Annotated in this window: 17 protein-coding genes; 14 read left to right on the top strand and 3 right to left on the bottom strand. The window is 42.9% G+C overall.

Annotation, left to right across the window (positions count from 1 at the left end; genetic code table 11):
• Window positions 1–52 precede the first annotated feature (52 nt).
• Both ACMXYT_RS06885 and ACMXYT_RS06890 read right to left on the bottom strand, forming a co-directional pair.
• Window positions 53–1657, bottom strand: a complete 1605-nt coding sequence (locus tag ACMXYT_RS06885) for an ABC-F family ATPase (protein ID WP_415912063.1) — start codon at window positions 1655–1657, stop codon at window positions 53–55.
• Window positions 1658–1889: 232 nt separating this feature from the next.
• Window positions 1890–2117, bottom strand: a complete 228-nt coding sequence (locus ACMXYT_RS06890; protein WP_415912064.1) for a DUF1127 domain-containing protein — start codon at window positions 2115–2117, stop codon at window positions 1890–1892.
• 57 nt (window positions 2118–2174) lie between these two features.
• Between ACMXYT_RS06890 and ACMXYT_RS06895 the strand changes: the two genes are divergently transcribed.
• The 12 genes from ACMXYT_RS06895 to ACMXYT_RS06950 all read left to right on the top strand — a co-directional run bounded on the left by ACMXYT_RS06895 (window position 2175) and on the right by ACMXYT_RS06950 (window position 14107).
• A complete protein-coding gene (locus tag ACMXYT_RS06895) occupies window positions 2175–3155 on the top strand; it encodes a LysR family transcriptional regulator (protein ID WP_415912065.1) in 981 nt (326 codons plus the stop codon).
• 179 nt (window positions 3156–3334) lie between these two features.
• Window positions 3335–4072, top strand: coding sequence for a DNA polymerase III subunit epsilon (gene dnaQ / locus ACMXYT_RS06900; RefSeq protein WP_415912066.1), 738 nt, complete (start codon window positions 3335–3337; stop codon window positions 4070–4072).
• A gap of 141 nt (window positions 4073–4213) precedes the next feature.
• Window positions 4214–4792, top strand: coding sequence for a hypothetical protein (locus tag ACMXYT_RS06905; RefSeq protein ID WP_415898077.1), 579 nt, complete (start codon window positions 4214–4216; stop codon window positions 4790–4792).
• Between the two features lie 128 nt (window positions 4793–4920).
• Window positions 4921–5178: a hypothetical protein gene (locus tag ACMXYT_RS06910; RefSeq protein WP_415912067.1), complete on the top strand. Its 258-nt coding sequence runs from the start codon at window positions 4921–4923 to the stop codon at window positions 5176–5178.
• 4 nt (window positions 5179–5182) lie between these two features.
• Window positions 5183–5710, top strand: coding sequence for a helix-turn-helix transcriptional regulator (locus tag ACMXYT_RS06915; RefSeq protein ID WP_415884362.1), 528 nt, complete (start codon window positions 5183–5185; stop codon window positions 5708–5710).
• A 243-nt stretch (window positions 5711–5953) separates the two neighbouring features.
• Window positions 5954–7372, top strand: coding sequence for an isochorismate synthase (locus ACMXYT_RS06920; protein ID WP_415912068.1), 1419 nt, complete (start codon window positions 5954–5956; stop codon window positions 7370–7372).
• Window positions 7353–9068 (top strand): 2-succinyl-5-enolpyruvyl-6-hydroxy-3-cyclohexene-1-carboxylic-acid synthase, encoded by a 1716-nt coding sequence (menD, locus tag ACMXYT_RS06925; protein ID WP_415912069.1) that lies wholly within the window; start codon window positions 7353–7355, stop codon window positions 9066–9068. Before ACMXYT_RS06920 ends, menD begins: the two co-directional genes overlap by 20 nt.
• 7 nt (window positions 9069–9075) lie before the next feature.
• Entirely contained in the window at window positions 9076–9849 is a 774-nt protein-coding gene (locus ACMXYT_RS06930; protein ID WP_415912070.1) for an alpha/beta fold hydrolase, read from the top strand.
• The gene (menB, locus tag ACMXYT_RS06935; RefSeq protein WP_415912071.1) at window positions 9842–10696 is read left to right on the top strand and encodes a 1,4-dihydroxy-2-naphthoyl-CoA synthase; all 855 of its coding nucleotides are present in this window, start codon (window positions 9842–9844) and stop codon (window positions 10694–10696) included. The genes ACMXYT_RS06930 and menB overlap by 8 nt, the downstream gene beginning before the upstream one ends.
• Window positions 10693–11634 (top strand): enolase C-terminal domain-like protein, encoded by a 942-nt coding sequence (locus tag ACMXYT_RS06940; RefSeq protein WP_415912072.1) that lies wholly within the window; start codon window positions 10693–10695, stop codon window positions 11632–11634. The genes menB and ACMXYT_RS06940 overlap by 4 nt, the downstream gene beginning before the upstream one ends.
• Window positions 11628–12929, top strand: a complete 1302-nt coding sequence (locus ACMXYT_RS06945; RefSeq protein WP_415912073.1) for an AMP-binding protein — start codon at window positions 11628–11630, stop codon at window positions 12927–12929. The genes ACMXYT_RS06940 and ACMXYT_RS06945 overlap by 7 nt, the downstream gene beginning before the upstream one ends.
• Window positions 12930–13201: 272 nt before the next feature.
• Complete coding sequence (locus ACMXYT_RS06950; RefSeq protein WP_415912197.1) at window positions 13202–14107, top strand: HDOD domain-containing protein; 906 nt, start codon at window positions 13202–13204, stop codon at window positions 14105–14107.
• A gap of 235 nt (window positions 14108–14342) precedes the next feature.
• Here the strand turns inward: ACMXYT_RS06950 and ACMXYT_RS06955 are convergent, their stop codons facing one another.
• Entirely contained in the window at window positions 14343–16061 is a 1719-nt protein-coding gene (locus tag ACMXYT_RS06955) for a protein adenylyltransferase SelO (protein ID WP_415912074.1), read from the bottom strand.
• Window positions 16062–16531: 470 nt separating this feature from the next.
• Between ACMXYT_RS06955 and ACMXYT_RS06960 the strand changes: the two genes are divergently transcribed.
• Window positions 16532–19057 (top strand): diguanylate cyclase domain-containing protein, encoded by a 2526-nt coding sequence (locus ACMXYT_RS06960; RefSeq protein ID WP_415912075.1) that lies wholly within the window; start codon window positions 16532–16534, stop codon window positions 19055–19057.
• Between the two features lie 462 nt (window positions 19058–19519).
• Complete coding sequence (locus tag ACMXYT_RS06965) at window positions 19520–21508, top strand: methyl-accepting chemotaxis protein (RefSeq protein WP_415912076.1); 1989 nt, start codon at window positions 19520–19522, stop codon at window positions 21506–21508.
• Window positions 21509–22361: the final 853 nt, after the last annotated feature.

A 22361-nucleotide genomic window follows, 5' to 3' on the forward strand; every position in this document is an offset into this window, starting at 1 on the left:
AAAAGGGCTTGATTTAATCAAGCCCTTTTTTTATTGGTATCTATGAAGGCTGTTAAGCAACTTGAGCAGCCATTTTCTGGCTATCCATATACTCATCGAAAGTGCCGTGGAAGTTGATCATCTGCTGATCTTTAATTTCGATAATATGCGTTGCCAATGAGGATACAAATGCACGGTCATGGCTGACAAAGATCAAAGTACCATCAAAGCCTAGCAAAGCATTGTTGAGCGCTTCGATCGCTTCCATATCCATGTGGTTGGTTGGCTCATCCATGATTAGGACGTTCAAATCCATCATCATCATTTTGCCGAACAGTAAGCGGTTCTTTTCACCACCGGAACAGACTTTCGCTTTCTTATTAAAGTCGTCAGCCGTAAAGAGTAACCGGCCTAACATTGCACGAACTTTCAGATCATCATGCTTAGGTGTACGCCACTGAGACATCCACTCAAATAGGGTTAGATCAGAATCAAAATCAGCACTGCTATCTTGCGGGCAATAACCAATGACTGCATTCTCAGACCATTTGATGGTACCTTCGTTCGCTTGCAATTCGTCCACTAAGCAGCGCAAGAAAGTAGTTTTACCGGCACCGTTTTCACCGATAACAGCCAGCTTTGCGCCTGCTTCCAAAATAAGGTTGCCGTTTTCGAATAATTTGTTGTCTTCAAAACCGTGACCTACATCTTCCAGAATCAGCGCCTGACGATGCAGCTTTTTATCCTGCTTTAAAGTGATGGAAGGGATCTGGCGGCTAGAGGTTTTAACTTCATCTAGCTCGATTTTCTCCATCTTCTTCGCACGCGAACTTGCTTGTTTTGCTTTAGAGGCATTGGCAGAGAAGCGATTTACAAACGCTTGTAGCTCATCCAGTTCAGCACTTTTTTTCGCATTTTCCGTTAGCAGCTGCTCACGGATCAAAGAGGATGCTTCTAGGAAGTAATCATAATTACCCGGATAGATTCTCAGCTCACCGTAATCGATATCCGCCATATGGGTACAAACCGCATTCAGGAAGTGACGGTCGTGGGAGATAATGATCATAGTGCACTTGCGTTGGTTTAGGACCGACTCAAGCCAGCTAATCGTATGGATATCCAAGTTGTTGGTCGGTTCGTCCAACAGCAGAATATCTGGGTTAGCAAACAAAGCCTGTGCTAATAACACACGTAGCTTCCAACCCGGTGCTACCTGACTCATCAAACCAAAATGATATTCTTCGGCAATACCTGCTTCCAATAGAATGTCACCAGCACGACTTTCCGCCGTGTAACCATCCATCTCAGCAAATTCACTTTCCAGATGGCCAACCTTCATACCATCTTCTTCGGACATCTCTGGTAGCGCATAAATACGATCACGCTCCTGCTTGACCTTCCAAAGCTCAGTATCACCCATGATTACCGCATCGATAACCGTGTACTCTTCAAAGGCGAACTGATCCTGACTCAGCACACCCATCTTCTCACCTGGTGTGATAGACACGTTGCCAGACGTTGGTATCAGATCACCGCTTAGAATCTTCATGAAAGTAGATTTGCCGCAGCCGTTTGCGCCAATCAAACCATAACGATTGCCGTTACCGAATTTAGCCGAAATATTTTCAAACAAAGGCTCAGCGCCAAACTGCATTGTAATGTTCGCAGAGGATATCAAGGGAGTGTCCTGAGGGTAAAAAATTAGAAGATGTACAGCGGTCTTAAAAGGGCTGTGACAGGGAGGCGAACTTTACCAGAAAAGACGAGGAAAGAGGTGATTAATTAACCTGAAATTATTTAAAAATCACCGGTAGAGATATAAGGGCAAGTCCCAAATTTCCCATCGTAAGTTTTACTTAACCCAAAATAGGAACCACAGTTCCTATTTTGGGAATCAGTTACTGCTTTTACTACCCAACCCAAAAAGCCTTACTCGCTTCCTTGTGAGCTTGTTCGAGGCTTAAACCTATATCCTTCAATTGCTCATCATTTAACTTCAGAAGTGCTCTTCGGGTGCGGTAGTTCTGTTGCCAATGTGTGAGAACACACGTCCATTTATGAAAATAAATTGTCGGAAGAGGATAACTATTTCTTATCTCTTTTGATGGCTGGTAGTTTTCGCACACTTGTATGCTCATCTTTGTATCCTCCGTTTATGATTAATTTGTAGGTATTATTGGTCTTGGGTTGCTATAGTGACAAACGATATAAATTTCTATTCAGTTAACTTAAACTTAAGTGATATGGATCGTTTACCTCCTCTTAAAGCGTTGCGTGTTTTTTTGGTGGCTGCTGAGCACGGCAGTTTTAAAGTGGCGGCCGAAAAGTTGTTTGTGACGCAGGCTGCAGTCAGCCAGCAGATACGTTTGCTAGAAGATTACTTTGCAAAGCCTCTGTTTATTCGTTTGAATCGTGAGGTGCGTTTATCGCCTGATGGCGCGTCTTTGCTGCCATATATCCAACAGGCGTTTAAGGCGATTGAAGAGGGGAGTAGAGCGCTTTCGGTAGATCCTTCACCTAATCAGCTTAAGATCACTTCTCTACCTTCATTTGCTGCGCGGTGGTTGATACCTAGGCTGGGCTCCTTTCAGCAGGCCTATCCAGAGTTCAATTGCTTAGTGTCTACTTCCTGTGATCTACATGATTTCTCGGATGATAGTCAGGATCTGGCGATTCGTTTTGCTGAAGGCGGGAATACGCAGTTGATGGAGAAAGTTCTGACCGAGGATTATATCGTTTCAGTCTGCCACCCTGATCTTTTGCAGACAAAGGATGGAGCTGATCTGAACCTTGGCAGCTTACCCCTATTGATTGATGACTCACCTGAACTTAAGCAAGTTAATGCTGGTTTTGTTCGAGAGATGGGGGGCAAAAATCAGGTCGTTCTGCAACTGCTGGACTCTAGTCTTCAGGTGGATGCTGCATTGAATGGTCAGGGTGTTGCCCCAATTCGTTATAGCCTTGTGTACGAGTATATTGAGCACGGTCATTTAGTTTGCCCGCTTAAGTGCTATTGGAATTCACCTTATGCTAACTATCTGGTTGCGCCTGAAGCTAATTTTGATCGGCCGAAAGTGATGGCTTTTACCAATTGGATTATGGAAGAGGTTAGAGCCGTTGAAGCGCATTGGCAGATGTTTAAGGATACATCCAATTTTTCACTGATGGATGATTAAGGTAAATGTGTCCTATCAGGTCCTTTGATTTCTATGTGCGTCAGGAGATTTGATCTCCTTTACAGCTAATGATATTGCTAAGTGCTTTTACATAGTCTGATATAGCGAGATCACCTGTTTACAGAAAAATACTCTGTTATACTCGCGCCATTGTAGTTAGTGATTAAGAGGCCTTATTTATGTCGAATCGTCTGGTGATTCTGGATACTGAAACCACAGGTATGAACCAGGAAAGTGGTCCGCATTTCCAAGGGCATCGGATTATTGAGATCGGCTGTGTTGAGGTGATCAACCGTAAGCTGACCGGCAACACTTTTCACGTCTACATCAACCCAGAGATGCCGATCGATCCTGAGGCGATCGCGGTCCACGGTATCACGGATGAGCAGGTTAAAGACTGCCCGAAATTTGCTGAAATCGCTCAGGAGTTTGCCGAGTTTCTCGACGGCTCAGAGATGATTGCACACAATGCACCCTTCGACGTCGGGTTCATGGATCATGAATTCGGTATGTTGGGTTCGGGTTGGAAGAGCACAGAAGAGCTCTGTAAAGTCACTGACTCCCTCAAGATCGCTAAAGACAAGTTCCCGGGCCAGAAGAACAACCTAGATGCCTTATGTCGTCGATTAGGTATTGATAACTCCCATCGTGAGTTACACGGCGCTTTGTTGGATGCCGAGATTCTTGCTGATGTTTATCTGTTGATGACAGGTGGCCAAACTTCTTTGTCGTTGTCGGATGATGAGGCGGGTGGTGATGCAGGGCAAATCAGAAGGCATGCAGATGCGCTTCAGGGCTTACCTTTAGTGACGTTGTCTGATGAAGAGCTTGCCGAGCACGAAGCTTTCCTAAACATGCTTGATAAGAAAGCTGGCGGTAGCTGTACTTGGCGTCAGGATTTAGTCGAGGCGGAGTAATGATGCTTTCGCCTCTCGTTGCCCCTACTACTATTTTATACAATAGGTTAGCTATGGTTTTTCAAGATCCTGACCGCTAAAGTGGGCAAAATCGTGTTGCTTACACGGTTTAGATAGAGATAAAAATTTCAAGGATGGTAGATGTGTGAATTAAAAAGGATTTTACGCCTAACACTAATTAGTTGTTTGCTATTTAGTTCTAATCTTGCCTATTCAGGCGTTAAAGAATACCCCATCTTAAAGGTCGATTACGGCCCTTCAACTACTTTTAAGACCGGTACTGTCGGTAAGATCAATATTCCGTTAGACGAACTTACCAATGCAAAAATCGCAGTCTTGGATGGGTTAGTAATCATTTTCGATGATGGTTCTAATCTATCAATGGAAACGCTCACCGATATAGCTCTTGGATTCCAAGGCGTTGATATGCGCACTTGGCCAAAGTACCTCTTAGGAATACAAAACGCTGGTCCTGAACCTGAGGGCTACAAATCCGAGCTGCAACAATCTAAAGAGCACATTATTGACACTGAAGTATCAGCTTACGAGATAAGAACATTTCCTACCGAACAGGGAATCGGTTACTGGGCTATTGGCCCCAAAAAATCAGTAATCGTATTTACTTCATCTGTCATAGAAGACCAGGTAGCGCTCTTATTTGCTGAAAATATGGATGAGCAGCAAATTAAAAAAATCATAATTAATGGCACGCTAAGATAAAGATATTACGTGAATGCCTAACCCTGTGATTGAAAGGTATGTGCTTGTAGAGCGATTATTATTTTAAATCGGTTGTCGTTTGACAACTTGATAGTGCATTTCTAAACTTAGCATAGGGAGAGACAGGGATGTCTCGTAAGAAACACTCCAAAAAAGAAGTGGAAGCCGCATTAGTTTATGCGGAAAAGAATGGTTGGCGTATTGAAGTTGGTGGAAGCCATGCTTGGGGTAAAATTTACTGTCCTTATAATGACAAAGAATGTCGTTGTGGTGAGTTTTGTATCGTTAGTATTTGGAGCACCCCAAAAAGCCAGCAAAACCATGCTAAGCAGATCAAACGAGTCGTTGATAACTGTGCTGTGAAAAAAGCATGTGATGAGGAATAAAAGCATGCGTGATTATGAATTTACCTTGAAGTTTGCATTGCCAGACGCTGACATTGATCCGAGTACTTATGTTGAGCAATTAGGTGCAGCAGGGTGCGATGATGCATTAATTGGGTTAGGTCAGAGTGGGCGTATCGCTTTACAATTCACCCGAGAAGCGAAAAGTGCTTCTGAGGCTGTGATCACCGCGATAGAAGATGTGAAGTCTGTGATTCCAAATGCTCAGCTATTTGAGGCGACACCTGATATGGTCGGGGTTTCGGATATTGCTGAAATCATAGGGGTATCTCGGCAAAATATTAGAAAGCTGGTAATGAATCATGGCTACACCTTTCCTGTCCCTGTTTATGCAGGTAGCTCTTCTTTATGGCACCTTTCTACCGTTCTTGATTGGTTTGAGACCGAGCAAAACAAAACTATCGAACCGACGATAAAAGAGATCGCTTTTACAAATATGCAGGTTAATTTAGTTAAGGAAAGTCATAAGCTTGATCCTATCTATTCTTCAAAGTTATCTGTTCTCAATCTGTAGAGCCTATCTATTCTTCAAAGTTATCTGTTCTCAATCTGTAGAGCCTATCTGCAGCTCCGTTTACCGTTATTTATGAATTAGGCCGCCACATATCATAGACATCATGGTTTGATACAGAGCAGATAATGTAAAGAAACATGGGTTTCTTAGCACATTAGATTAGCTGTTCTGTTGTGGTCATATTTGTATTCGGTATTATGTTTTGAATAATGTGATCATTCATTTTTTTAGGCCAAGGATATTTTGCAAACACTCGTAAAGCCTGCAGAATCTCTTATCGATTTTTCGGATCAACCTGACTTTGTTGCAACATTGTGTAAGCAGGTTAACCTCCTACCTTATATTTCTCATCGTATATACCACGGTTCGGTTTCTATCGATCGACGGGATTTGATTGCCTTTCTTTCCAACAATACCTCTCACCAGCAAATGTTTTGGCAAGCGCGAGATCAGGATAGATCACTAGCAGGCCTTGGTGTCGAGGTGGAGGTAATTACAGGATCATCATCTGAAGCGATTGCTGAAGTTAAAGATTTATCATCTAGAATTTATAGCCAATCCGAGAAAGAGTATCAGCCTTTGTTCTTTGGCGGATTTTCGTTTGCTGAAGAAGATGAGAGTGATATCTGGCAAGGTTTTCCTTCCAGTTATTTTGTTTTACCGCAGATCTGTTTGAGTGAAACTCAGGGTGAATGTCATCTACATATTCACCTTCTATGTGACGGTGAGTCTGAATGGAATACTGCAAAAATTGATCTGATCAGGCTGTTACTTGCACTGGATTGGGATCAGTCCATTCCAGAACATAGTGACGAAGGTCAGCAGTTTCAAAAGTGCTCTAGTATCGATAGAGCCCATTGGCGTGATCTCTGTGATCAGGTGCAGAGTGAGATTGTTCATCAGTCTATTGAAAAAGTTGTTCTCGCAAGAGATCTCGTTCTCTCTATCAATGATTCAATGAATGTTCACCAATTATTGAATCGTTGGTTGGCGGTAAATCCAGAAACGTATTCGTTTATGCTGCAAAGAGGCGATAAGTATCTTTTAGGGTGTTCACCTGAGCGACTTTATAAAAGAGAAGGGCAGCAACTTAGTACCGAGTCATTAGCTGGAACGGTTGGGCGAGGAGACGATTTAGCGGGTGATGAACTGTTGGCTCAAAAGTTATTCAATGGCTCTCAGTTTCAGAATGAACATGGGTTGGTCAGCCAATTTATACAGCAGCAGCTTAAAGGTGTTTGTAACAAGGTTGATTTTGAACCTACTCAAGTTATGAAGTTGGAAAAGGTTCAGCACCTTTACCAAAAGGTGACCGCTGAACTTAACTGTAAAATTGATGATGCTGAACTGATAAATCTGCTTCACCCGACACCTGCTGTATCGGGTTATCCAAGAGATGCTGCTATGAATTTCTTGTCTTCAAATGAGCCCTTAGCGCGTGGTTGGTATAGCGGGGGGATTGGAATCGTCAGTTATAGTGATGAGAGGGAGTTTGTTGATTTTGCTGTCGTGATTAGATCTGCGCTACTGGAGAATAACCGTTTACACTGTTTTTCTGGTGTCGGTTTGGTTGAAGGCTCCGATTCAGAATCGGAATGGCAGGAGCTGGATTCGAAAATTAACTCTCTTCTAGATGTGGTTTATGGAACAGCACAACACTAATCTGACAAATCTATGGGCCGCTGCTGTTCTAGAACAGTTAGTTCAGTTGGGCGTCGAGGACATCTGTATTGCGCCTGGCTCTAGAAGTGCTCCTTTAGTTATTGCGGCTGCCAAGCTTTCTCTGTCTAAAACCAATAATGGGGAGCAGGGGCAGCTGAGATTACACACGCATCTTGATGAGCGAGGCTTAGGTTTTTTCGCACTGGGTCTTGTCAAAGCGCGGTCAAAGCCAGTCATCGTGATCACTACATCTGGAACTGCGGTTGCCAATTTATATCCTGCAGTCATTGAAGCGTTTCAAACATCACAACCCTTGATCGTTCTCTCTGCTGATAGGCCTGAAGAGTTGCTAAATTGTGGTGCGAATCAGGCGATTAATCAGAAAGGAATCTTTGCGGATAATGTTGTCGAATTTTGTCAGATTGATGCGTTAGATTCTGAAGCAGAGATTTCAGAAAACCTGACATCAATTGTCAGGGCTTACCAGAAGGCAACTATGTCAGGCCCTGTACAGATCAATTGCGCATTTAGGGAGCCACTTTATCCAACAGATGATGTAAATCTTTTAGATACAGACAAATACCTTCAGGTTTTTGATCAGGCGAGGTTACCTACCTCCTCAAAGTTTGCGGCTGAGGCTATCCAGCCAAGTGGAAAAACGCTTCTTATCGCCGGTGATTTAACCCCTTCGCAAGCGCAGCATGTTTTGGTATTGGCGGAACGGTTTGATACCCCAATTCTTGCCGACATAAACAGTAATTTGCCGAAGCATCGCTTGGTTATTCAAAGTGCTGAACTGATTCTTGAAGCTCAGCCTGACCTTCTTGCTGAATACGACTCGGTGATTCAGTTTGGTGGGCAGCTTGTCGGCAAGCGCTTGTTGAATTGGCTATCTGAAAACTATTTTGAAAACTATCTTTTGATATCGCCACAGGCATTAGCACTCGATCCTTCTAAAACGGCCACCCAGATTTGCTTAGATATAGATGAGTACTGTCAGGATGCGGTCATCGAAAAATCAGATCATGCTCTCTTGTTGGAAAAGAGCGGTCAGATACAGGAGAAAGCACGAACCTTTGTGCGTTCACTATCATTCGGTGAGCTGAAAGCTGCGCAGACTATATGTGATGTTCTGGATGGTAGCGTGGACCTCTTTGTCGGTAATAGCTTAAGCATTCGCTTGATGGATCTGCAGTCTAATCGAGATTTCCCTGTCTTCAGTAACCGTGGGGCGAGTGGAATTGATGGTCTGTTGGCCACGGCTTGTGGTGTACAGCAGGGGCGTGAGAAACCGATGGTGGTTTTGTTAGGTGATACATCGTTGCTGCATGATCTAAACAGTTTGATGATCGCACGCCGTCATACCAGTGACTTTCCGCTTATATTGATTGTGCTTAATAATGATGGCGGTAGCATATTTAATATGCTGCCTGCGGCAAATTTAGATGATGTCCAGCGGGATTTTTTCCAGCTGCCGCATGGTCTGGAGTTTGGAAATATCGTTAAAAGTTTTGACATTCCTCATTATTCACCCAACACCGAAGCGCAATTCAAACAGCAGCTTACTGAGTTACTCAAACAGAATGGAGTGGCAATGATCGAGTTACAAGTACCTCCTACTGAGAGTAGTCAGCAGATAAAAGCACTCTATGCGTTTTCAAGAAATCATGGCGCAGTTTCTGATTCGAAAGGCTAATCATTAGATGCTGATCGATCATCCTTATTACCAAGGCCAGATTTTAGCTGAAAGCTCCCCCGTTATACTCTGCCTTCATGGCTTTATGGGAGGGAAGGATGACTGGAAACCCGTCATAGATCTTCTCCCAGCTAGTCAGAAACTGAATATTGTTTATCTCTCTTTACCCCTGAAATTTCCGGAGCATGTAACAGATATTGCAAGTTATAGCCGTTGGTTGTGGCAGCAGCTCCCCGATTTTAAACAACCGATGTTTTTACTGGCTTATTCTTTGGGTGCCCGTATTGGGATGCATTGGTTAAGGGATAATCCGGATTCAATTTGTGGTGCTTTATTTGAGGGAGGGCACCCCGGGCTTCCCGGCGACAAAGCGCGGCTAGACAGTGATTTAGTTTGGCAGCAGCGGTTTAGTCAGCAGGATCTTAAGCTCACTTTGGAGCAGTGGTATCAACAAGCTGTGTTTAACGGCAGAGAAAAAGATACAGCGGAACAGATCTATCAACGGCATAAGGCTGACCCATCTGCTTTAGGAAACTTATTGCTAACTGTATCTGTGGCTAATCAGCATGATATGACGTCCACACTTGGAGGGCACCCTATTACCTATCTCACAGGAGAGCATGATAAAAAATACATCGAATTAGCAAAACAGCTCGCTCAACAGCATGCTAATATCGTTCATCATGTTATCTCAGGCGCAGGCCATAATTGTCACAGTGATCAGGCCTGTAGTGTGAGTAGGATTTTATCTAATTTTTTAACGGGCTTTATTCATGAGTAACAACCCTGCAGACAGCAGTATCCAGAAGGGCGCAGATTGGGTTGATTGCGGGCAGCAATTTACCGATATCCTTTACCACAAGGCTGAGGGTATCGCTAAGATCACCATTAATCGTCCAGAAGTACGTAATGCCTTTCGTCCACAAACTGTTAAAGAGATGATTGCGGCAGTCAATGATGCCCGTTATGACGATCAGGTCGGTGTAGTTATTCTGACTGGGCAGGGAGATATGGCCTTTTGTTCGGGCGGGGATCAGCGAGTTCGAGGTGATACTGGCTATGAAGATGAGTCTGGCGTTCATCACTTGAATGTTCTGGATCTTCAGAAGATGATCCGAAGCTTACCTAAGCCAGTTATCGCGATGGTAGCGGGTTATGCCATTGGTGGTGGTCATGTATTACATCTGGTGTGTGATATGACAGTAGCTGCGGAGAATGCTCGATTTGGTCAGACAGGCCCTAAAGTAGGGTCTTTCGACGGCGGTTTTGGTGCCAGTTATATGGCGAGTATCGTAGGGCAGAAAAAAGCCCGTGAGATCTGGTTCTTATGTGATCAGTACGATGCAAAAGAAGCACTAGATATGGGTCTAGTCAACAAGGTCGTACCTTTAGAAGATTTAGAATTAACCACGGTTGAGTGGTGCCGAAAAGTGCTTAGGCTTTCTCCTATGGCATTGAGAACGTTAAAGAGTGCTTTCAATGCTGGAATTGACGGGCAAGCAGGTCTTCAGGAGTTAGCCGGTAATGCCACAATGTTGTTTTATATGACTGAGGAAGGGCAGGAAGGACGTAATGCCTACAATGAAAAGCGCCCACCTGACTTTAAGCGATTTAAACGCCAGCCATGATCCCTAAGGTCAGGCTTCTTGAGTATGAAATTCCGTTTACCTCTCCCTTTGTTTTTAATGTGGGTGGTAAGCGGAAAACATTCATAACTAGACAGGGATTGCTTCTACACTGGTTGTTCGGCGATCAGAGTATTTATACAGAGATTGCACCCTTACCGGGTTTTTCAAATGAAACCTTAGAACAATGTAAGCAGCAGTTATTGATGCTTAATTCGAGTGATTTTTCCGCTTCCGCTAGTCCAAATCACTTATACCCAAGTGTGCGATTTGCAATTGAAGCTGCGTGGTATCAACTTGAGTATCCTTTGCGTTCTACAGCTGTTCGTTCCTGTTCGCTTATGGATAAGAACTCCGAATGCCATCGAATAAAAACTAAAGCAGGGCATCAATCAATCGAGAATGATGTTTTGTCTTTAAAGTCTGTTTTAGCTCAGTTGCTACCTCATCAAAAGTTGCGAATTGATGCCAACCGGACTTGGAAGATAGAAGAGCTAGAAACTCTCCAGAAATCACTGAATACGTCACAAATCGATTATGTGGAAGAGCCGCTTAAGTGCTTCGACCATTACCAGCCTAACGGGTTGCCTATCGCTTTTGATGAATCTCTCCGCGAGCTAGATCCGCAAAAGCCTGTTCCAGAAATATTCTTTACTGCCAAAGCTTGGGTTTTAAAACCAATGCTTTGTGGTTTACAGCGGACGATCAAGCTAGCTGAATTGGCTCGTGAAAATGGGATAGCCTGTGTGCTTTCCAGTAGCTTTGAAAGCAATGTCTCATTGGAGTTCTATCATTCACTGGCTCAGGACCTAGAATTAACCGAGGAGCAGGGATTGGATACTCTGAAATATTTAGAGCAAGATCTACAGCCCGCAAAAATAACGCTTAGAGAACAAACTGTCGCAATGGCAGATTGCAAAGAGATTGCGCGGCTATGCTAGAAACGCTCCTCGAAAAGCACTACGGTAATGGCAGTACACTGGGTGATGAGCAGCATCGTTATTCTTATGAGGCTTTCAATCGTCTGATCCAATCTAAGAGAGATGAGCTGTTTTCATTCGGGTTAAGAGAGAATCAACTTGTTCTGTATAAAGCTGAAAATACGCTTGATACGCTCATTTTAAGTTGTGCCATTATGGAGCTAGGGGCGGTAGCAGTTCCGTTCAATCCTTCATTTAGTGAGACCTTGCTGAATGAGTTAAAAGCTCTTAACCAGTATGCGTATTTTGTCGATCAGCATGGGGTAACGGCACTACATGATGAACATGAAGAGGGCGTTGTCGATCCATCCATAGTGAATGGTATTTTTACATCGGGTTCGACAGGAACACCTAAACTGGTGTGTCATGCTCTCACTAACCATATTGCCAGTGCTAAAGCATCAGCAATCATCAATCCTTGCGACTCGTCTGATCATTGGCATGTATCATTGCCGATCTACCATATTGGCGGTTTTAGCGTACTTTTCAGAACGATAGTGTCGGGTTCATCTCTGACGATAGGTGGTCGTGTAGAAGATCCATTATTTCTGCAGGAAATGGGGATAACGCATGCTTCGATGGTTGCGACACAGTTACAACGTTTCAAAGCATCAACTGACAATATAAAGGATTTAAGGCTAAAAATGTTGTTGATTGGCGGTGGTCCGACTGCCGAAAAACTATTACGTTCATGTGCTGACCTGCCGTTAAGAAAGACTTATGGCATGAGCGAAATATCGTCACAGGCTTGTACTGAAGCTGATGATGGCTCAATGGCAGTGTTAGACAGTGTCGAGCTAAAAATTGATAAAGACGGAGAGATCTTACTGGCAGGTGAGAGCTTATTTGCAGGCTATCTTGTTGGTAACCAATTGAGATCACCAAGTGCATATTTCAAGACAGGTGATATCGGCCGCTGGGAGAATAATAGACTGCTGATAACAGGGCGTAAGGATAATCAGTTTATTAGCGGTGGCGAAAATATTCAGCCGGAAATGATTGAGAAACAACTACTCAAGTTGGTAGGTGTTACTCAAGCGATAGTGGTTCCTGTTGAGTGTCCTGAATTTGGCTATCGACCTTTTGCCTGGACAAATCTAGATTGCTGTTTTGCTCAGATTAAATCCGATCTGAAAAGGTTATTACCCAGTTTTATGATTCCCGTTGGTTTTGCCTACATACCTGATTCTATGATGGTGAAAGGTCTCAAGTTATCTCGTAATGAACTCACCGCTCTAGCTGAAAAAGAGCGATAAGCGTTATCTGTTACTAATCAAAATAAGACGTTCTTACCTCAAACGATAAATCTTATTTACAGGAAAACGAATTAATAATAGCTATTAAATTAATACTGAAATGTGCCAAAGTGGATGCTCTGCACAACAATCATTACGGGCTAATTTAATAGTACTTGAGCAAACTGATATACTGAAAACAGAGGATGTATGCTGGTATATGGCTATTTTTATTAAAAACTCTTGACGGCGAAACAGGTCGAAGTGTTTTTTAAAGAATGAGAGCGTTGAAAGTGACAACTAAGAAAAGAAAACTCACTTTATCAAGAATAGAAGAGCGTATTCAACAGTTACCGCTTCTGCCTTCTGTTGTTTGTGATTTGATGGCGCTTGATACAGACTCCCCCTTCTTTTATGACAAAGTAACTGAGTTGTCTCAAGCAGACCCTCCGCTGGCAACAAGAGTACTTAAAATTGCTAACTCAGCCTCTTCGGTACATTCCCATGTCATAACTGATCTGCATGAAGCACTGATCCGGGTTGGGACAGATAAAATATTATCGATTATAACAACATTATCGGTTGCTCGAGTTTTCACCCCCGTAACAGATCAGCAAAAAGCCATTTGGCAGCACTCAATTGAAACAGCTCATATTGCGAAGTTTGTGGCGATCCATCTAAAAGATTTTAACGTGGATAAAGGGCTGGCATTTACTTCAGGCTTGTTACATGACATAGGAAGATTTGTACTGTTTGAAATGACAGCTAAAGCCATTGATGTCGTAGATGCTAAGGGCTGGGACACGCCGATAGAATTACCTGAGGTAGAGAAAGGAGTACTTGGTTTTACCCATGCAGATGCTGGCTTTATTGCGGCGAAGAAATGGCAGTTGCCGAAAGTAATTGTAGACATGATTCGTTATCACCATAATTACGAGATAAACGAACACAACGAAGTGTCAGCAGAATTGAGGAACTTAGTTTTAGTTGTCCAGTTCGCAGATTTGGTAAGTGTTTTAATTGAAAAGAACCCAGAATGGCCTGATTGGGATGAAGCAAAATTGACTAGCGAAATTCGTAGTTTCTGTCACCACGATAGTTGGCCTAAAGTTAATTTTCCAGTAAATGAACTCGTAAAAGAACTACCAATTATATCCATTGAGTGCTATCAGATACTTGAAAAGCTAAGGTTGAGATAAAATCTACCCTACTGTTTATCAGCTAATACTGGTTTGTAATCTATAAAAAGTTCTTGGACCTCATGGTGAAGTGTTTCTGCCTCAAGGATTTCCTTCGCCTGCAGCAGTTATCTAGTGAAAAGTCTGGTTACTTTCGTAGGCTGATATGCACTGGAACTATCAGAAAACACTCTGATTAGTCCCAATATTGGCATTATTGTTTATATATTGGGACTTTTGGGCTCAGCTTAAATCTTTAAGAAGAACAACTGTAATGCGATAAACCACCTAGCTGATTAAGTTCTTCTGGTCTTAATCTATAAAACTTATCTTCCACTTCTTGTGATTGTTCAGCGTAAGGCTGAGTCATTACTTCCTGTAGTTCTCTGATTAGTTCGTAATTACCTTCAGTCGCTTGCTGATAAGCAGGTTGTACGAACCACTCACGTAGAGTGTATTTAGGGTTTACCTGTTTCATCTGCTGAATACACTCTTCTGGCGAACGATTCAGATTGGTATTAGCCTGCTCTACAGCGGTGTTCCATCGCTTAAGCCAATCTTCCCAGCGTTCGCTTAGTTTGCTAGATGGCGTTTGGTAAAAGCTATTTGTTAATGGCTCTAGGCTCTCTGGCAGGTTGGATAGTTCACGGAAGAAGAGTGTGTAATCAGTTTGGGTCTGCGTCATCAGAGCTAACAGCTCTTTCTGTAGATCAGACTCAAATTTATCCAGCCCTAGTTTTGCGGCCCACATCGCTTCCATTTTGTTGCTCATTGCTTCTGCAAAACCGTTTCTGATTTCACTTAGCTGTTCTATTCCTTCGGGAGCCGTTTGGAAAAGGGGAGCTAAGGCTACGCAGAACATATGGAAGTTCTGTTCGGCGGCTAGAGGCTGATTTAGGAAGGAGAAGTGATGCCCGCCACCGGTCCAAGGTTGGAATTGTGGATCAAACTCATCCATAAAACCGTAAGGACCATAATCTAAGGTAAAACCACCCGCAGCACAGTTATCGCTATTAAAGTTGCCTTGGCAGTAGCCTACGCGAATCCAGTTACTTACCAATGAAGTAAGTCGGTCACGGAAAGCTTGTGTTAATAATAGTGCTTTCTCTGGTAACGATAGGTCATGATCGATTTCGTCGCTGTATTCGCGGTCAATCAAATGCAGAACCAACATTTTGAGTTCTTCTAGCGCTTTAGGATGCTCTTGTTTGCGAGCACGACGACCAAAGAGCTCTAACTGGCCGACACGAATAAAGGATGGGGCAACACGTGTGGTGATCGCAACCGGGTTATAGACCATGATGTCAGGATCTTGCGAACGAGAGCCTTCGGAATACCACGGGCGTCTGACCGTTTCAGATTTCGAAGCATAAAGGCTCAATGATCTTGATGTCGGTACGCCGAGGGCATGCATATGCTCTTGCGCTAAAAACTCACGCACACTTGATCGTAAAACTGCACGGCCATCTGCTCCGCGGCAATATGGAGTTTGACCGCCGCCCTTAAGCTGCATCTCCCAACGTTTATCGTTGAAGATGCCTTCTAAAACAGAGACTGCTCGACCATCTCCATATCCGTTACCTGTGCCAAATGGGCATTGTTGATAGTACTCATTTCCGTAGATGGAAAGAGCATAACCACAGGCCCAGCCTTGTTTACGTAAAGGTTCTGGTGCTTGAGAAAGGTCGCCAGAGAACATTCGCTTGAAACCATCTGATTGTGCTAAAGCGTCATTAAAACCTAATTCTTGAAAGAGCGTATGGCTATGCGCGATGTACTCAGGATCACTGATGGGTGTTGGGTTTACTGGCACGTAATGCCCATAAAAAATCTCTCTTGGGAAATGATCAATACCGTTTTCAGTAGCATCTGGATCAGCATTGAGCGTTTCTAAAAGTGAATAGTCGGCCAGAGCTGCAAGGTCATCAAGTGTAATGATAGCTGGTTCATTATTTGTAGCAGTTGGGTCGATCATTGTAGCTCCATAAATAGGCATAAACGCTGGCTGGTGTAGTTTCAGATATCCTCTTACGTTTGGAAAGAGGCTAAAGATCTTTTATTGCAGCTATGCATTCAGAACGGTTTGAAAGTTTAGTTTCTTAATTCTGTTCAAGTCACCAAATCGGGTGTTGATTGGATTTGTATCTTTTTAAAGATCCAAATTCTGATCTGATCCGTATTAAGTTTTTGGCTTGCTACACTATTTTTTATTTTTGTTTAAAAAATGAACATATGCCGCCTTTATGACTGTTTTTTTAGGCCTTAAGTTCATACTGAACCCCATAGAAATAAGCGGTTTAGCGTCTATAGTAAATCTATACCCATTGTTTGATTACATAGTGTGAGAAGAGAAGGGGCTATGTAAGCATTTGGGAACTCTACTCGGTTGCTAAAATGGTCTTTAAAAGAGAATCGCGAAAGCACTTCTGGTCCATAATTATAATAATGATGTTAGTCGGAGCGATATCTTCTATTGCTTCTATTGGCATCTTGTACAAATCAGCGGTTGAGGTTGAGAAGTCTCGTCTTGTCTCTCTTGTGTCCAGTAAAGCCCGCCTCATCAATGCCATCGCTGCGTTTGATTCGCAATATAGCCGCGTAGACCACCCTGAAGGTGCAGTAGGTGCGACCCTGAGCCAAGTTCGAAGCTCATTTGAATTGAAGAATGGTTTTGGCGAAACGGGGGAGTTTGTTGTCGGGAGATTAAACGGTGGCAATATAGAATTTTTAATGAGCTCGCGCAAACTCAATCAGCCCCCTCAGCCAATACCTATAAATGAGAGTGCTGCAGAACCCATGCGCCGAGCACTGAATGATCAGTCAGGAACCATAATAGGCCTCGACTATGAGTCCCGAAAAGTTTTAGCTGCTTATCAGTCTATACATGTATTGGATATAGGTATCGTAGCAAAAATTGATTTGACGGAAGTTCAAGAGCCCTTTATTGATGCGAGCATTAATGCAGCGCTGATAGCTCTATTTATTATTGTTTTGGGAACTCTGTTAATTAGCCAGATAGAAGAGGAAGACCATTCTAACCAAGAAACCTTCGCCTTGAAGTCCGGAACCAGCGCTAAAGAGTGGTTAATATATCGTTCGTTACTTCTTGCTGCAGTGGCATTTGCGGTAATGATCAGTTCGTTAGGGCTGCTCTATCAATATGCTAGGGATACTGAAAGGGCAAGTCTTTTAGATATGGTTGAAACTCAGGCTAGCTTGATCAATTCCGTGGCTGACTTCGACGCAAAATATAACGATGCTGACTTCCCAGGAGGGGCGTTTGCGGCAACGTTAAAGCAAGTTAGTACCGCGCTCCAAGAATCCCCTGGATTCGGTGAAAGCGGAGAATATCTAATTGGCCGTTTCGATGAATATCAAATTACCTATCTCACGCAACCTAGGAATTCAGATGGCCAAATAAGCAGTTTCCATGTGGCTGAGCCGCGTTCCAACGCGATTAAGCAGGCTTTAGCAGGTAGAACAGGGATGACACCTGATGTTGATTATCGGGGAACCAATGTTTTGGCTGCGTATACACCTATTCCAAAACTAGAGGCTGGATTGGTTGCAAAAATTGATGTTAAGGAGATGAGAGGACCGTTTATCCAAGCCGCTTCACAAGCGGGTGCGGTGTCTGTCGTTGCAATAGGATTTGGTTCACTATTTCTATGGCATTTGTCTTTGTCATACAAAAATAGACAACGTGTTCAAACCGATCGTTTGATCAGTCGGGGGTTATCAATGGTAGAAGAGAGCAAGGTCACCGTTGTTCTTGTTCTATTTACCTTATCTTTGGGTGTGGCCCTGTTTAGCCTTGACCTTCTTTTACCGCTTGGGGTGGCGTGTGGCTTGCCCTATATCTTCTTTGTATTGACGGGCAAGCTCTTCCCTAGGCGTGAGTACACGCTTGGTTTGGCTATCATTGCGACCGCCTTGGTATATGTGGGTTACCATTTCTCCCCAGAAGGTGGGCAAGACTGGGTTGTTATCACAAACAGAATGCTGGCGGTGGTTGCAATCTGGTTAACAGCATTAACCGTCAGTCTTTCTCAGGCTCAAAACCGAGCGCAAAAAATACAAGCGTCTCAATTACGCAAATTATCATTAGCTGTAGAGCATAGCCCTGCGTCGGTCATTATTACTGATCCCAATGGGATGATTCAGTATGTGAATGAAAAATACACGGAACTTACCGGATACAGCAGGGAAGAATCTGTGGGTCACAAAAGTAACATGACTAAATCGGGCAACACACCGATAAAACAATACAGGGAGCTTTGGGAAACATTACAGCACGGGCAGGAGTGGCACGGCGAATTCCAGAATAGGAAAAAGTCAGGAGAGCTTTATTGGGAGCGCGCGTCTATTCACCCAATCACCTCAGCCTCAGGCAAAATAGTTAACTATGTTGCGCTACAAGAAGATATTACTGAGCGTAAAGAAAACGAACGAAAGCTTAAATATCACGCTACCCATGACACGTTGACAGGCTTGCCTACGCGTAGCTTATGTATGGACCGGTTGAGTAAGGTGCTTGATTTAGCCAAGCGTAATAACCAGCAAGCGGCAGTGTTGTTTATTGATCTGGATGGTTTTAAGGAGGTCAATGATAACTTTGGTCATGATGTGGGTGATAAAGTATTGATTGAGACCGCGCAAAGACTCAAAAGCAGCGTGAGGGAGTCTGATACTGTTGCTCGAATAGGTGGTGATGAATTTATTATTCTACTTAGTGAAATAAATCAGCCAAATGACGCTAGCCAGGTTGCTAGAACAGTATTAGATCGCATTAAAAATAGTTACTTGTATGATAGGAATGAAGAGATCCATATTGGTGTGAGTATCGGTATTTCACTCTACCCTGATAATGCTCTTGATCCAGAAGAGTTAATACAGTTCGCAGACAAGGCGATGTACTGCGTAAAAACCGAAGGTAAAAATAATTTTTCCTTTGCGAAGAAAGCTTCATAAATATTATTTGTACTTTTTGTTTTTGAATCTTTTTATTCTAAATAAGCTATTCTTAATCCATTAATATTTATATTTAATTACAGGCTTCTTAAATATTTATTTCAACAGATCTGCTAATTTAGTTAGCTCTAAATTATATTTGCTACCTTATTCTCTATAGGAAAGTGTAGTAATTGGTTGTTACAAGTCTGATTTATGTGCATTAAATAGTACTGTTTGTTATGTTCTTTAGTATAGTGTCAAACGATTATGTGAAAAATCTGCGCACCAAAACAATGCAAAGAAAATCCCTAATCTCCTTTTAAAATATCTATAAATAACCATTTTTAAATTATTTTAGAAAATATTAATAAAATATATTAGAAGTTTTTAAATGGATAGCTCTCTATAGGTTTTGATTAAAAACTATGGCAGCCTGCGGGTCCTGCTTTTAGGATGTTGAATCAAAATGGAGTTTTTAAGATGACGCTATCTCGCAAGCTCACCATTATTTTCTTAGCGATCGGTATTGTGCCTATGCTGATTTTGGGAGCATTTCTTACCTATACCAGTAGTAGCAGCTTAAGTGATCAAGCGCTTAATAAGCTAGAAGCGGTACGCAGCATTAAGCAAAATCAGATAGAGTCTTACTTTGCTGAGCGTGAAGGTGATGTGATGATGCTCTCTGAGATGATCAATTCCATGACTTCAGCAGGCCATACGCTAGATAGCATTGAACAGATGCTTGGTGTAGAAGGGGGCGATGGTAGCTTCTTCGCAAAGTATATAAACGCCTACGATTATTATGACCTTTTCCTAATCAACCCCGCGGGCACTGTCTTCTATACAGTGACACGCGAAGCGGATTACGGAACAAATCTCTTATCAGGCCCTTATAGAGACTCAGGTCTAGCCAAGGCTTTTCGCAATGCCCGTGATAAGAACAATTTTGTACTAGAAGATTTTGCACCTTACGCACCTAGTGCAAATGCACCGGCCAGTTTTATTGCCTACCCAATCCAACAGAACGGTCAGTTTGCTGGCGTAGTAGCGTTACAGCTATCGATCGAAAAGATCGGTGCGATTATGCAAGAGCGCGATGGTATGGGAGAAACAGGTGAATCATATTTGGTTGGCTCTGATAAGCGCATGCGTTCTGATTCATTTTTAGATCCAGAAGGCCACTCTGTAATCGCCTCATTTGCAGGAACGGTGGCGAAAAATGGTATTGATTCAGTATCCGTTCGCGAAGCTTTAAGTAATAACGAAGGCGTTACAGAGCTGATTGATTACAACGGTAACCCTGTATTGTCGGCGTATACATCTGTGAAGGTAGGTGATCTTACTTGGGCACTAATTTCAGAAATTGACGTAGCCGAAGCACTTGAATCCGTATCAGGTTTAAAGATGACAGTGTTGGTCACGGTGTTGATCTCCATGGTTATCGTCATTGCAGTAGCCTATGTTTTTGCTCGATCAATTACGCGCCCATTAGGCGGCGAACCACATGAAATGAAGCAGGTAGCGGACACTATCGCATCCGGGGATTTAACCTTAGCCATTGATGCAAATCAGCAACACGGCAGCGCCTATAGCTCTATGGCTATTATGGCGGAGAATCTACGCAAAATGGTTGCCGATATGATCAGTATCAGCGAGCAGATGGCACGTAGTAGTGAAGAAACATCAGTTATTACTACGCAAACTCATACCAATACTGAGCTACAACAAAACGAATTAACAAAGATTTCTGCGGCAATGGTGCAGATGGTGGCAACGGTTCAAGAGGTTGCCTCAAACGCTCAGAATGTTTCCGATGCAACATCTAATGCGTCTCGTGAGGTTTTAGCTGCTCAAAAAGGTATTGAGCAAACCATGAAATCGGTGACTGAACTCTCTCATGAGGTGGATCAGTCCAATCAAGCGATCTTAAATCTAGAAGAGTACAGTGCCCAGATCGACTCTATCTTAGCCGTGATTGTAAGTATTGCCGAACAGACCAACCTATTAGCGTTAAATGCTGCGATAGAAGCGGCGAGGGCAGGTGATCATGGTCGAGGTTTTGCAGTGGTTGCTGATGAGGTTCGCTCTCTCGCACAAAGAACGCAGGATTCAACACGCGATATCGAATCGATTATTACCCAGCTAAAAGAGGGTACTCGTCGAGCAAGTGAATCTATGAATGTGAGCATCAAGAAAACTCAGCTTTCACTTCAAAGCACAAAAGAGATGAATGATGTGATTATCTCTATAGGTGCCGGTGCAGAGCGTATCAGTGAGATGATGCTGCAAATTGCCAGTGCTACAGAGCAGCAGTCTTGCGTGGCCGATGAAATTGGCGAGAACGTAAATTACATTCACCAATTAGCAATTGAGAATGCCACAGGTGTTGGTGAAACCGCACAAGCGACACAACACCTATCGCAATCTGCGGGTAATCTGCATCAGCTGATCGCACAGTTTAAAACTTAACTGTTGTCTAGAATGGCTGATAACGCAGCTTTTTCATTGATTGATAGCTTTCTACATATCAGGCCTTAAAAATAGTCCGCTTTGAACCCAAAGCGGGCTATTTTTTTAAGTGAAAAGGCTGGTGTCCCATACAGTATATTTATTACTTGGCAAAATAAGTGAACGAATCTGATAGGTTTTCCGGCCCAGATTGCTTGTTTTGCAACCAAGATTAAGTTAAAAAAGTAAGTAAATCAGACAGATGGAAGTCTAGCGTGGGTAGATATACGGAGCCTTTGTTTATGGGGATGTATATCACTCGATAAAGCATATACGCGGTTTGTCACGGAAGAATCTTTAGCATTTCATAATTTATCCTTCCTTTTCATATTCCTACATCTTTTTTGAAAGGTGATGTTAAGGTTGTATATGGCCCTCATATAGAAGTGTGATGCATAGCTAGTAGGACTGCCGCGTCAGATAATAAAACCAAACTTTTTTACCAACTTAGGCGATGAAAAAATTGGCCAATTTTGGATTTCCAGTTCAGGCACTTTGGGTAGCGAGAATTTTATTATTGCTGGTTCACCGAAGATCAAAGAAGCCACCATCACCAACAACATCCAGCTTTCAATAGAAGCTATCGAACAACTAAAAGTTCTTTGCCCGGAGCTGTGGAATCATACACTTGCTGCAATACTATCAATCCTACAATGGAACCAGTCCTTAAAACCTGAATCGCTTTCAAAGCAAGTAGATCGCATTTGAGAAGAAGTATCAAAAGGGCAATCTAATACATCTTTCATTCGGGCAAATTTAGGTACTACAGTGGCTATAATCAATCAAGCTGGTGAGGGATTATCTTTTGCAACTA

Origin of the sequence: Neptuniibacter sp. QD37_11, assembly GCF_047778105.1 — a bacterium.
GTDB lineage: Bacteria > Pseudomonadota > Gammaproteobacteria > Pseudomonadales > Balneatricaceae > Neptuniibacter.

What these genes read in the sequence shown, in the direction of transcription:
- ACMXYT_RS06930 (WP_415912070.1), top strand. Translation starts at nt 9,076, where the DNA reads ATGCTGATCGATCATCCTTATTACCAAGGCCAGATTTTAGCTGAAAGC.
- ACMXYT_RS06945 (WP_415912073.1), top strand. Translation starts at nt 11,628, where the DNA reads ATGCTAGAAACGCTCCTCGAAAAGCACTACGGTAATGGCAGTACACTG.
- menB (WP_415912071.1), top strand. Translation starts at nt 9,842, where the DNA reads ATGAGTAACAACCCTGCAGACAGCAGTATCCAGAAGGGCGCAGATTGG.
- ACMXYT_RS06955 (WP_415912074.1), bottom strand. Translation starts at nt 16,061, where the DNA reads ATGATCGACCCAACTGCTACAAATAATGAACCAGCTATCATTACACTT.
- ACMXYT_RS06915 (WP_415884362.1), top strand. Translation starts at nt 5,183, where the DNA reads ATGCGTGATTATGAATTTACCTTGAAGTTTGCATTGCCAGACGCTGAC.
- ACMXYT_RS06905 (WP_415898077.1), top strand. Translation starts at nt 4,214, where the DNA reads ATGTGTGAATTAAAAAGGATTTTACGCCTAACACTAATTAGTTGTTTG.
- ACMXYT_RS06940 (WP_415912072.1), top strand. Translation starts at nt 10,693, where the DNA reads ATGATCCCTAAGGTCAGGCTTCTTGAGTATGAAATTCCGTTTACCTCT.
- menD (WP_415912069.1), top strand. Translation starts at nt 7,353, where the DNA reads ATGGAACAGCACAACACTAATCTGACAAATCTATGGGCCGCTGCTGTT.
- ACMXYT_RS06910 (WP_415912067.1), top strand. Translation starts at nt 4,921, where the DNA reads ATGTCTCGTAAGAAACACTCCAAAAAAGAAGTGGAAGCCGCATTAGTT.
- ACMXYT_RS06960 (WP_415912075.1), top strand. Translation starts at nt 16,532, where the DNA reads ATGATGTTAGTCGGAGCGATATCTTCTATTGCTTCTATTGGCATCTTG.
- dnaQ (WP_415912066.1), top strand. Translation starts at nt 3,335, where the DNA reads ATGTCGAATCGTCTGGTGATTCTGGATACTGAAACCACAGGTATGAAC.
- ACMXYT_RS06965 (WP_415912076.1), top strand. Translation starts at nt 19,520, where the DNA reads ATGACGCTATCTCGCAAGCTCACCATTATTTTCTTAGCGATCGGTATT.
- ACMXYT_RS06890 (WP_415912064.1), bottom strand. Translation starts at nt 2,117, where the DNA reads ATGAGCATACAAGTGTGCGAAAACTACCAGCCATCAAAAGAGATAAGA.